The sequence below is a fragment of the Streptomyces sp. NBC_01515 genome, from assembly GCF_045040345.1.
Lineage (GTDB): Bacteria > Actinomycetota > Actinomycetes > Streptomycetales > Streptomycetaceae > Streptomyces.
Window position 1 is genome coordinate 8,529,024 of the sequence record NZ_CP109416.1, and the last position, 12,163, is coordinate 8,541,186.

General features: G+C 71.9%; 8 protein-coding genes. 1 reads left to right on the top strand and 7 read right to left on the bottom strand.

The window, feature by feature from the left end:
- The first annotated feature begins 159 nt into the window (after positions 1 to 159).
- On the top strand, positions 160 to 2,616 hold the full coding sequence (locus OG407_RS38315; RefSeq protein ID WP_405864385.1) for a tetratricopeptide repeat protein: 2,457 nt from the start codon (positions 160 to 162) through the stop codon (positions 2,614 to 2,616).
- On the opposite strand, the gene OG407_RS38320 is transcribed toward OG407_RS38315, so the two are convergent.
- From OG407_RS38320 to OG407_RS38350, 7 genes are all read right to left on the bottom strand, one after another.
- Complete coding sequence (locus OG407_RS38320) at positions 2,564 to 2,824, bottom strand: hypothetical protein (RefSeq protein ID WP_405864387.1); 261 nt, start codon at positions 2,822 to 2,824, stop codon at positions 2,564 to 2,566. The genes OG407_RS38315 and OG407_RS38320 overlap by 53 nt on opposite strands.
- On the bottom strand, positions 2,821 to 4,095 hold the full coding sequence (locus OG407_RS38325) for a hypothetical protein (RefSeq protein WP_405864389.1): 1,275 nt from the start codon (positions 4,093 to 4,095) through the stop codon (positions 2,821 to 2,823). Before OG407_RS38325 ends, OG407_RS38320 begins: the two co-directional genes overlap by 4 nt.
- Before the next feature lie 103 nt (positions 4,096 to 4,198).
- A complete protein-coding gene (locus OG407_RS38330; RefSeq protein ID WP_405864391.1) occupies positions 4,199 to 5,281 on the bottom strand; it encodes a class I SAM-dependent methyltransferase in 1,083 nt (360 codons plus the stop codon).
- Positions 5,278 to 6,477: a glycosyltransferase gene (locus OG407_RS38335; protein WP_405864393.1), complete on the bottom strand. Its 1,200-nt coding sequence runs from the start codon at positions 6,475 to 6,477 to the stop codon at positions 5,278 to 5,280. The genes OG407_RS38330 and OG407_RS38335 overlap by 4 nt, the downstream gene beginning before the upstream one ends.
- On the bottom strand, positions 6,474 to 7,292 hold the full coding sequence (locus OG407_RS38340) for an alpha/beta fold hydrolase (protein WP_405864395.1): 819 nt from the start codon (positions 7,290 to 7,292) through the stop codon (positions 6,474 to 6,476). The genes OG407_RS38335 and OG407_RS38340 overlap by 4 nt, the downstream gene beginning before the upstream one ends.
- Positions 7,293 to 7,295: 3 nt before the next feature.
- Positions 7,296 to 7,598: an acyl carrier protein gene (locus tag OG407_RS38345; RefSeq protein WP_405864397.1), complete on the bottom strand. Its 303-nt coding sequence runs from the start codon at positions 7,596 to 7,598 to the stop codon at positions 7,296 to 7,298.
- The gene (locus tag OG407_RS38350; protein ID WP_405864399.1) at positions 7,595 to 12,163 is read right to left on the bottom strand and encodes a beta-ketoacyl synthase N-terminal-like domain-containing protein; all 4,569 of its coding nucleotides are present in this window, start codon (positions 12,161 to 12,163) and stop codon (positions 7,595 to 7,597) included. Before OG407_RS38350 ends, OG407_RS38345 begins: the two co-directional genes overlap by 4 nt.

The following is a 12,163-nucleotide window of genomic DNA, read 5'->3' on the forward strand; positions in this document are numbered from 1 at the left end:
CGCGGTCAATAACTGTTCAAATATGAAACCTACTTCAATAGCACAATGGCTCATTCTTGACTGATTCGATCGCATCAGGAATCGCTTCGGTCTGCTGAGCGCGTCGGTTGGGTAGGAGGCGGGACGTCGGGCACCGGGGCACAGGGGGAATGCGGCGAAATGGATCAGGTGACGGCCGTGGAACTGCGAGCTGCCCTGACAATGGCCGCGTTACGGCCCGCGGCTCGGCAGACGCTCGCGGACCTCGTCCGCCCGGTGTCGTCCGGCGCGCTCGCCGACGCGGTCCGCGACTGGGCGGCGACGGGCTCCCGGGCGGGCGGCGATGACCAGGAGCTGGCCGAACTGCTCGCGCGCGAGGCGGCGAGCCGGCCGTGGCTGACGGAGGGACTGCGGCTGTGGCGCGCCGGGTTGGTCACGGTCGCCGATCCCCTCGGTGGTGCCGACGCCATGAACACCATCGGTACCTCCGCCCGCATCACCGGCCCCGTGGTCCAGGCCCGTGACATCACGGGCGGGATCCACTTCCATCCCCTACGGGATCCGACGGCCGTCTCCGCACCCGCCGTGCCACGCCAACTGCCGCCCGTGCCAAGCCATTTCATCAACCGTCACGACGAGCTGGCCACACTGGACCGGCTGACGGCGACCTCCCACGACAGCCCCGTGGTCGCCGTCATCAGCGGACCGGCTGGCATGGGGAAGACCACGCTGGCCCGCCGCTGGCTCCTCGGCAGAACCGAGTCCTACCCCGACGGCCAGCTGTACGCCGATCTGCGCGGCCACTCCGCCGACGGCCCGGCGCGGCCCGGCGAACTGCTCACGGAGTTGCTGAGATCCTTCGGCCACGAGCGCATTCCGGCAGAGCTCAACGAACAGGCGGCGCTGTGGCGTTCGGTCACCGCGAAGGCACGGATGGCACTGCTCCTCGACAACGCCCTAAGCGCGGCGCAGGTTCGCCCGCTGCTGCCGGGATCACCGTCGGCGCTGACCGCCGTGACCAGCCGAAATCGGCTGAGCGTGCTGGGCCTGGACGGCGCGGTCTTTCTGCCGCTGGACGTCCTGGGCACGACCGAGTCCGTCGAGCTGCTCACTCGGCGGGTGGGCGCGGACCGGGTGAACCGGGAGCCGGAGGCCGCGCTGGCCATGGCGGAGGCCTGCGCGGGACTGCCACTGGCCGTGTGCGTGGCCGGGGCCCGGCTCGCGGCCCGGCCGCGACAGCCCTTGGCCGCCATGGCGCGGGCGTTGAGCGGCGGTGAGGACGGCGCGCTGAACGCGCTGCGCGTCGGGGGCGAGTCCGCCGTACGCGCCGCGTTGCAGGAGTCGTATCGCCTTCTCGGACCCGAACTGGCCTCCGCGTACCGGCGGTTGAGTGTGCTTCCGGTGCCGGTGGTGACCCCGCCCCTGGCTGCGGTCGTCTGCGGGACGGCACTGGACGAAGCGGATCGGGAGCTCGACGAGCTGGCCGAGGCGAACCTTGTCGAGGACCTCGGACCCGACCCCCGGACCGGCCTCGGCCGCTACCGATTCCACGATCTGCTCCGTGCTCACGCGCGGGAACGGGCTGCCGAGGAGGAGACGGCTGAGGGCGTCGAACAGGCCGTGCGGGCGGCCGTGGACTTCCATCTGTCCGCCGCCACCGCCGCCGAGGTACTGCTGACACCCAGCCACCGGACCCTGCGTCGTGACTATGCCCGGCCCCCGGACCCGCCCCCGTTCACGGACGCCGCGGGCGCGCTGACCTGGCTCGACGCCGAACGCACCGCGCTGATGGCCGTGCTACGCGATGCGGCGCGGCGTGGCTGGAACGCGGCGGCCTGGCAACTCGCCGACGCGCTCTGGCCGTTGGTCCTTCGGTTGCGTCCCTACGACCTGTGGATCGAGGCGCACGAGATCGGCCTCGCCGCGGCCCGGCGCGACGAGGACCGGGACGGCATCAGCCGCATGCTCACCTCGGGCGGCGCCGGGCTGCGGAACGTGGGCCGGTACGAAGAGGCCGCCTCCTGGTTCCGGCAGGCACTCGACGCCGCCCACGAGGAGCTGGCCCTGCTCCGCGGACAGGGAGGGGAAGCGGACCTCACCGTCGCCCGCCGTGCCGAGGCCCAGGCACTGCACGGTCTGGGGCAGACGCATCGGCTCGCCGGCCAACTGGACGAGGCACGTGCCTACTTCGCCCGTGCACTGACCCTGCGCGAGGACATCGGATACCGGCGCGGAGCCGCCCTGACCCGGCTCGGTCTCGGGGACACCGCCCTCGCGGCGGGACGGCCCGAGGAGGCCCTGCCCCATCTCGCCCGGGCCCGCGAGGAGCTGCTCACCGAACACGATCCGCACGACGCCGCCCGGGCTCTCGCCCACCTCGGCCGTGCCCACGCCCTGCGCGACGGCACTCGGTTCGAGTATGCCGAACACCAACTTCGCACCGCGCTCGCGGAGTTCGACGAGAGCGGGTCCGTTCCCTGGCAGGCGAGAGTCCTTGAGATGCTCGGCCAGGGGGCCGAGGAACGCGGCGACACCGAGCGGGCCAGGGAATGGTACGGGCAGTCCCTGGCCCGCTACGGTCCGCTCAGCGGTCCGGACCGGGGCCGTCTCGAAGAGCGGCTGCGCAACCTGCCGTGACTCCGGGGAACCGGTCTCGCACCACACAGCCGCCGCCCACCCGGCGGACCAGCACGAGCACACAGCCCGGATAGCGCTCCAGAACCTGCCCCGCCAGCAGCCACGCGTCGACGGGCGGACGCGGCAGCGCGCAGTACAGCACATCGGCGCACTCCCGTCGGACCTCGTCCGAGCCGACGTCCAGGCAGGCGATCACCAGGTCGCTCATGCGGGTACGTCACCCAGGTGCGAGCGACGGGTGCGGTGCGTGCCCCACAGGCGCCGCGGCAGAGGCAGCGGAGGCAGCGACGGCTCGTACGCCGGCTCGCCCAGTTCGAGCAACCGGTACATCAGCCGACGGGTGTTGCGCCCGAACCGTCCCGGCTCCGAGGAGATGCGGTGCGCGATCCGCGCGTACTCGACCGCCGGGTGGGCCGCCCGGGCGTACGCCAGTTGCTCGGGCAGCGGGTGCGACGGCGACAACGCCGGGGCGATGCGGGCCAGTTCGGCACCCGGCGACGCCGGATCGACGTCCTCGGCGGGGAAGCGGGCCAGGATGATCGCCGCCTGGGTGAGAGTGGCGTAGAGCGTCACGGAGCCGTGGTCGCCGATCACCCAGTCCGCCGCGATGATCATGGAGCGCCAGTCCGCGTCGGGCGGAACCAGCGCGATCCCGCGACGGCGGGCCGCCGACAGCCAGGACCGTACCTGCCAGTCGCCGTGCCTGGACCAGACGTTGGGATGGACCAGCACCGCGATCCGGTAGTCGTCGGACGGGAGTTCGGACAGCAGCCGGGGCAGCAGCGAGTCCAGCCGGTTGAAGGAGGACTCGGCGCCCCAGGTGGACGAGACCAGCAGCAGACGCTGCCCGCCTCGCAGCCCGAGGGCCGTACGGCAACGGGTGCGCAGCGGCAGACTCGCCGTCAGCCGGTCGTACGTCGCGTCGCCGACCACCTCGGCGATGGGCAGCGCCTCGGGGCAGTGCCTGCTCAGCGTCAGCAGTTCGTCGCGGTGTGCGAGAGCCAGCGCCCTGGGCACCACCCGCCCGTTCCTGACGAGGTAGCGCCTGCCGAGCCCGCCGACGGTACGGGGTGCTCCCGGGTCCCGGTCGTCGGCGGGCCGTGACAGTTTCATGTGGCCGGCGCCGTGCGGCAGCCGGAGCAGCGGACCACGCAGTGCGTCCACGCCCTGCGACCCGGCGGCCAGCACCAGGTCGTAGCGGCGCGAGAGGGCCGTCTGCCAGGGCAGCGGACTGCCCTGCGCCCAGGGCAGGGAGCGTGCCGCACCCGCGTTGAACGCGTGCGGAGCGATGGTGAAGTCGACCTGGATCCGCAGATCCGATTCCAGCAACGGCAGCACGTCCCGCAGCCGTTGCCCGTACACCTCGGTGTGGACGACGACCAGGACCCGCTTGCAAGCCGACAGCGTCAGCCACTGCGACGCGCCGGCCGCGTTCGCGGGTTCGGCGGGTGCTGTCCCGGCACCGATGTCGCGTTCCATGATTACCCCCGTTGTCGTGTGACGAGCGTTCTGCTCGGAGGTGCCCCGACAACAGGACGGAAGGCTTGCGGCGGCCTTGCCGAAACCTTGCAGACGCGTGGGCTCAGTCCCGGCGCACCACGATCCGGTACGCGTTCGACACCCCCAGCCGGTGCGACAGCCGCTTCACCACGAACCGGTCGAGCAGCGTGCCCAGCAGCAGCGCCGGAATCCCCGCGATCAGCACCGCCGCGCGACCCGCACGGGCCAGTCCTGACGGCGGCTTCGGCAGCCACGGCAGGTTGTCGCGGGGCGCGGCCGTGTCCAGGGCCAGCCAGGTCCCGGCCAGGAGATCGACCGGGTCGTGCGGCTCCGCGTGCTGTTCGGCCACGACCGTGAAGCCCAGGTCGGTGAGTCGGCGGCGGAGGTTCTCGACCGGGATGAAGTGCAGGTGCTGCGGCTGGAGCCACGGCAGCCACCAGCGCCCGAGGAGGCGGGAGTAGCGGCTGTCGGGGTCGGGGACCTCGATCAGGAGGTGGCCGCCGGGGCGCACGGCCTGGTGTGCGGCGGCCAGTTCACGCTCGGGCTCGGTGCTGTGCTCCAGGTAGTGGAACATGCTGACGACGTCGTAGTGGCCCGAGAGACCCGGGGCCAACTCGGGGAAGCTGCCCCGGTACCCGCGCTCCACCCGCCCCGCCCGCTCGGCGAGTTCGGCGCCGTCCGTGAAGTCGAGGCCGTCGAAGGTGGTGTCGGGATACACCGTGCGCGCCGACTCGCAGAAGTGACCGTGGCCGGTGCCGACATCCAGCCAGTTCTTGGGGGTCGGTGAGTGCGGGAGGAGCGATTCCGCGCGCTGCTCGTACATCTTGGTACGAGCGGCGAACGTGTTGCCCAACTGCTTCTCGCCCAGGCCGTCGTAGAAGTCCCGGTAGTAGAACTCCAGCCCCGCCGGGCTCAGTCGGGGGTTCTGGAAGGTGTGCCGGCAGTCCTCGCAGCGGTCCAGGACGAAGGTGCCCGGCTTGTGCTGGATCAGGTCCTTCGTGCGCAGCCTGGTCTTCAGACGGGACGAGTCGCACCAGGAGCAGGTCTCGCGGCGGGGTTCGAAGAAGCGGTCCAGGCCGTCGGCCAAGTCGGCCTGGTAGGTGGGCCGCAGGGCTGCCACCTGGTCGTTCCGGCTCGGGGGCCTGGGGTCGTCCTCGTTGCTCACGGGGTCTCCTTCGGGGACGCGCCGGTGGCCAGCAGCTCCAGATGGGTCGCCGCCGCGCGGGTGCCTCCGGCCGCGCGGAACGCCGTACGGATGCGGCCGGCCGCGGCGCGGTGGTCGGGTTCGTGGAGCACGGCGTCGATCGCCGCGCCCAGCCTGGGGGCGGTGACCCGGCCGAAGCGGACGCGGATGCCCGCGCCCGCGCCGGTGACCTGCGCGGCGATCACCGGCTGGTCGTCGCGGATCGGCGCCACGACGAGGGGGACGCCGTGCCACAGCGCCTCGCACACCGTGTTGTGCCCGGCGTGGGAGACGACCGCGTCCGCCCTTTCGAGGAGCGGGAGTTGGGGGATCGAGGGGAGGACGAGGATGTCCTTGTCCTGCTCGTCCGGTGCGCCGAGCGCCTTGCCGGGGTCCGCGATCACCGCCTGTACACGGTCCGTTCGTGCCCGCAGCGCCGTCACGCACTCCGCGAGGAAACGGGCGCCCACATCGGTGTTGGCGGTGCCCAGACTGACCAGGACCAACGACCGGGCCGGATCCAGCCAGTCCCAGGGGAAGTCCGGCGCGGCCGGGCGGGGCGCGATCGACGGACCGACCCAGCGGAACTGCTCGCCCTGCCGCGCTTCGGGGCCGACGAGCTCCGGGGTGCTGAACGCGAGCACGAGCTGCGGGGAGAAACGCGGGTCGGCGGTGCCGGACGGATCGCCGATGCGGGCGCGGAGTCCGTGCAGCAACTCGTCCAGCCACAGGGCGACTTTGGGCATCCCGGCGAGGACGTCCGTGAACTCGGCGGAGGTGGTCGCCGAGGTCGCCCACGGCACGCCCAGCCGTTCCGCCACCAGGCCGCCGGCCAGGGCCTGTTGGTCGGCGACGACCGCGTCGGGCCCGAACTCCTCGACGGCCGCGGCGACTCCGGGCGCCATCTGTTCGGCGAGCGGCGCGAGAAATGCCTCCCACAGGAACTTCAGGGCCTCGGGGCCACGGATGTCGGGTGGGCGTACTCCCTCGCCCTCACCCGGTACCGGTCCGGCGCAGGGGAACACGCGCGCCGACTCGCCCGCGAGCCGCCGTACGAGATCGGGGTCGGCGCAGGCCCACGCCAACTCGTGCCCCCGTGACGCCAGTTCGGCCGCCACACCCACCGCCGGGTTGATGTGGCCGACCAACGGCGGGACGACGAACAGGAACCGGCTCACCGGGCCGCCACCTCGGCGGCCTCCGGCGAACTTGCCCGGATCAGGGAGAGGATGTGCCCGCCGACCGTGCCCGCCGCCTCGACCAGTACGGAGTGCTCGTGGCCGGGGACGACGACGGTCCGGCAGTCGGGGAGCACGGACTCCAGCCAGGGTGCGAGCAGGGCGAGGTCCGAGTCGCCGCCGTAGACGCCGAGCACCGGGCAGTACACCGCGCGGATCTGATCCTCCGTCAACACACTGCTGGCGGGGATGTCCTGGGAGAGAGAGGTCTCCCGGGCCAGACGGGCGGCGCCCCTTGCGAGGCGGGCGGTGTTGTGGCCGCGGTGCGCGCTGATCCAGGCGATCGCGTCGTCCTCGTTGTGCGCCAGCTCGTGCAGCACACGGTCCAGGATGCCGCCGAGTTTCGGTGCCCAGGCGGTGGTCGCCGGTTCCGACTCGATGAGGGAGACACTCGCGGCCCGCTCGGGGTGTCGGGCCGCGTAGCCGAACGCCACCGTCCCGCCATAGGAGTTGCCGACCAGATGGACCGGTCCTGTCACCTCCAGGCGGTCGAGCAGCGCCTCCAGGTCGTCGATGTTGTCGTCGAGCGTGTAGCCGGTGGCCGGGCGCCCGCTGCGGCCGTGGCCGCGCAGGTCGTACATGACGACGTCGACGCCGGCCAGCGCGAACGGCGGCGCGATGGTGAAGTAGTAGCTGGCCAGGCTGTCGGTGAGCAGACCGTGCACGAGCACCGCCGTGGCGGTGACCGGGCGGCCGTCGGGCGGGCTCATCCGCTGTACGTGCAACCGGAGTTGACCGGTGTCGACCATCGCCATGGCTCAGCCCGCCTCGGCTGCCTTGAGGCTCTGCACGACGTACTCCACGAGCCGGCCGACGGTGAGTTCGATGATCTCGTCGAACTCCATCCAGGCCAGGAACTCGGCGAAGTTGACCTTCGTCCCGTAGTGCTCCTGGAGCAGCCCGGCCAGCGTCACCAGGTCGATGCTCTCCAGCTCCAGGTCGCGGTTGAAGGTCGTCGTCATGGTGATCTCGACGTCGTCGACGCCGTACTCGTCCTCCAGCAGCGTGGTGAGCATGCCGGTGAGGTCGGCGAGGACCGTGTCCTCGGTGGTGGTGGTCATCGGTCGTACTCCTCTTCGTGCGCGGGTCCCGTCGTCCAGGCCACGACGTAGGTCCTGTCCGGCAGATTGGGGGGATTGCCGGCCGGCTCGTAGTGCACGGTGTAGGCGCGCTCCAGGCGCCCCGACACCAACAGCCGTGATCCGGAGACCACTTGGAAGACGGCGAAGTCGCGCGGCCGTCCCCGGAAGCCAGTGCCCTCCGCCTTCGCGACCGCCTCCTTCGCCGCCCAGAAACGGGCGAACCACAGCGCCTCGGACTCACCGGTGGCGGTCAACTGGGTGCGCAGGAGCGCCAGTTCCTCCTCACCGAGAGCGGTGGTGAGGGTGCTCGGGGGGCGTTCCACGACCTCCTCGATGTCGATCCCGGGGCCGGGACCAGGAACATGCGGCCGTACGATCGCGACCGCCGCCTCGGCGCGATGAGCGAGCGAGACGTCCAGCGGGGGCAGGGTCCTGCCGTGCAGTCCGGTGATGTACGGGCGGCCCGACTCGTCGTTGTGGACCCGGATCTCCGCCGGAAAGACCGGCCCCTCGCCATGACCCCACAGCCACTGCCGTACCGCGTCCTTCACCGCGATCCGGCCCAACAGCCACTGCCGGCGCCCGCGCGGCGGATGCTCGGCGTACTGCGAACGCTCCACGCTGCTCAGGGAGTTGCGCATGATCAGATCGCGCGAGGCGAGGTCGGGCCAGCGCTCGTTGAGCAGGGTCCGGCCGCCCGGGCGGGCCTCGGAGAGCGTGTTGCGTTCCGGGAAGCGCTCGACCGGCTTGGTCTGCGGGTCGTTGTCGAACCGCCGGTCCTGCCAGCCGGTGAGGTCCGCCCACACCTCGCCGTCCACGGTGAGTTGTACGTCGGCTTCGAGCGCGGTGTCGGTCAGCGAGGTGATCCGCACCAGGCACTCCACCTCCGTGCCGGGGCGCGGATGGGGGCCGTAGAAACGCATCTCGCGCATGCCGACCGGGAAGACGACGGTCCGTTCGGTGCGGGTCGCCATGATCCAGTAGCCGAGGATCTGGCCGACGTTGTCGAGCAGGGCGCCGGGAGCCGGGGGTGTGGTGATCACGCCGCGTACGTGGCGGTCGCCGATCGCGGTGAGTTCGGTGACGCCCTGGAACGCCGGGCCGTGGAACATCCAGCGCTCGTCGTAGAGATGGGCCGCCGTGTGGTCGGGGGCGCGTTCGGTGGCCGTATCCGGGCGAGGGTGCGGTGGGGGCGATACGGCGTGGGCGGGGGCCAGTTCGACCACACCGCGGGCGTGCGGGCCGAAGGAGACGGCGAGTCGGTCGGGGGTGTCCGCCACCACCCGCACCGGTACGTCGACCGACGGTGTCGCCGTCAGCCATCGGTCGAACCTGGCGTCGTGCACGGTGACCGCGCGCATGCCCGGCGCGGTGCGTTCCGCCGCCTCGATGAGGTGCTGGACGATCGTGGTCGCGGGGACCACCGGCCAACGGTCCGCCACGTCCGGCCAGTTGGGGCGCTGCGGGAAGAAGCAGTGGTCCATGAGGTAGGGCATGGACTCGGGGGAGACGTGGACCGTGGTCTGCCATTCCCTTGGGGGAGCGGGGAGTTGGGGCGGTGGGACGGGTGCGGGCACCCGGGGTGCGGGCACGTGTGCGGGTGCGGTCGGTGCGGTACGACGGCTGCCAGCGCTGATGAGTTGGGCGGCCGTGTCCGCGGTGTCGCGCATGAGGGCGTGCAGTTCGGCGGCGGCCGGGAAACGGTCGGTGAGGGCGTCCAGGGGTGAAAGGGCGGCGAGGGCCGGGGTGTTGGCGGTGGCCGGTGTGCGTAGTTCCGCCCGCAGCTTCACCAAGGTCGGGGCGTCGAGGGAGACGAGTGCGCCGCCCATGTCCAGCCGTACCGGGGGCCGTTCCCGTCGTGCAGCCGGTTCCTGCGGGGCCAGTGTCGTCGGGTCGACCGTTCCGCCCGCTGCCCACAACGCCGTGGCCACGCGGCGGAGTTGGGCCAGCCCGGAGCGGTGGGGCGAGTTGGCGGCGACGACCAGGTGGTCGCGCCCGCTGAGTGTGGCGTCGATGAGGGAGCCGAGTTGGCCGGTGCCGACCTGGACGAAGGCGTGGTGGCCGGCGGTGTACATGGCCTCGACGAGCTGGCGGAAGCGGACGGGTTCCAGGAGGTGGCGGATGAAGAGTTCGCGTACCGCCTTCTCGTCCGTGGGGTACGGCGAGGCGGTGGTCCCGGACCAGAGGGGGACCGTCGGCGGGTGGAGGCGGAAGCGGTTCGTGGCTTCTTCGATCGGGGCGAGGTAGGGCTTCAACATCGGTGTGTGGAAGCCGGACTGGAACGGGAGGACCTGGCTCAGGACACCCTGCGCGCGGAAGGACCGCACGAACTCGTCCACGGCCTTGTCCGGACCGCACACCATCGACTGACCCGGCGCGTTGTCGTGCGAGAGCACGATTCCCGCGTCCGGCCAGTCGGCGGCGAGCGCCGAGAGCACGCGCTCGGCCGGGGCTCCGATCGCCCCGAAGGCGAGGCCGGGGACCGTCACCGAGTCGGGGTCGAACGCCTCCATGAAGTCGCTGACCTCGTCCGGCGAGTACACCCCGGCGGCCGTCATCGCGGTCCACTCGCCGACACTGTGCCCGGCGACCGCGTCCGGGACGACACCCATCTTCCGCAACGCGGCGTCCAACAGTCGCCCGATACCGACGACATCGAAGCCGTGGCGGCCAACATCCCCTACTTGTGCGGGTGTTGCGGACCGGCTCTCACGGAGACCGAAGTGCGCGGCGACGTCTTCGACCCGGGGCGCGAAGTCGCCCTCCAGGCCCGGGAAGACGAACGCCAGCTTTCCCGCGCCGGGTCCGATGAGCGGGCTCGGCGTGAACCACACATCGCTACGACCCTGCCAGGCCCGTCCCTTGGCGACCGCCCGGCGGGCGAGCGCGAGGCGCTTGGCGTCCGGGGCGACGATGCCGAGCCGCGAACGACCAAAGCTGGAAGGGGAGTTGTGTGCGGCCAGTAGAGCGGAGTCGTCCGCCTCCAGCAGTGCGGCGAGAGCCTCGGGGCTGTCGGCGGCGAGCATCAACACGCGTTCCGGTTCGGCCACGGAGGCTGTGCGAGCGGGGGTGTTGGCGCGTTCCGGTTCGTCGATGACCGTCGCCGCCGAACGTGATGCGCGCGCCCCCGGCGCCTCCTCCAGCACCACATGCGCGTTGATGCCGCCGAACCCGAACGCGTTGACCGCCGCTCGCCGCACCGGCTGTTCGGGAGTCGTCTCCCAGGGTGCCGCCTTCTCCAGCGGACGGAACCGCGTCGCCGCGAGCGCGGGGTGCGGGTCGTCGCAGTGCAGGGTCGGCAGGAGCATGCCGTGGTGGACGGCGAGGGCGGCCTTGACCAGGCCGGCGACCCCGGCGGCCGGCATCGTGTGGCCGATCATCGACTTCACCGAGCCGATGACCGCACGGCCCTGGGAGGTGCCCGTGTCCCCGAACACCTCGGCCAGCGTGGTGAGTTCGGCCGTGTCACCGGCGGGTGTCGCCGTGCCGTGCGCCTCCAGCAGGCCGATGGAGGCGGGCAGCGCGGGGTCCAGTCCCGCCGCCCGCCAGGCCTGGCGTACGGCGTGGGTCTGGCCGGTCGAGTCCGGGTTGACGAGACTCGCGGCGCGGCCGTCGCTGGAGACGCCGGTGCCGCGGATGACGGCGTAGATCCGGTCGCCGTCGCGTTCGGCGTCGGCGAGGCGCTTGAGGACGACGACTCCCGTGCCCTCGCCGATCAGGATGCCGTCGGCGTCGCGGTGGAAGGGGCGGATGCGCTGGCTCGGGGAAAGTGCGCGCAGTTGGGAGAACACGCTCCACAGCGTGATGTCGTGGCAGTGGTGGACGCCCCCGGCGAGCATCAAGTCGCAGCGCCCGGAGGCGAGTTCGGTCACCGCCTGGTCCACGGCGATCAGCGAGGAGGCGCAGGCCGCGTCCACGGTGTATGCCGGGCCGCGCAGGTCGAGGCGGTTGGCGACGCGGGACGCCGCGAGGTTCGGGACCAGGCCGATGACCGACTCGGGACTGTCGGGGCCGAGCCGTTCGGTGAACGCGCTGCGGATGCGGTCGAGTTGGCCGGGGTCCAGGTCGGGCAGCAACTCGCCCAGGGTGCGGACGAGTTGGCCCGCCGTACGGACCCGCTGGTCGAGGCGGACCAGACCCGGGGTGAGATAGCCGCCCCGGCCGAGGACGACACCGACGCGCCGCCGGTCGGGCAGACGGGACTCGCCGCCCGCGTCGGCGAGGGCGGCGGCGGCCACGTGCAGGGCGATGAGCTGGTCGGGTTCGGTGCCGGGCACCGAGTTCGGCATGATGCCGAACCGGGTGACCTCGACCTCGGCCAACTCGTCCACGAAACCACCGCGTCGGCAGTACACCTGGTCGGCCACGGCCGGACCGCTCGCGGAGTCCGGCCGGTAGTAGTCCGCGTCCCAACGCCCCTCCGGCACCTCGCTGATGGCATCCGTGCCGCTCAGCAGGTTCCGCCAGTACGCGTCGAGGCCGGCGGCGCCGGGGAGCAGCACCGACATGCCCACGATGGCGACCGGCACTTGACGGTCCGTCAC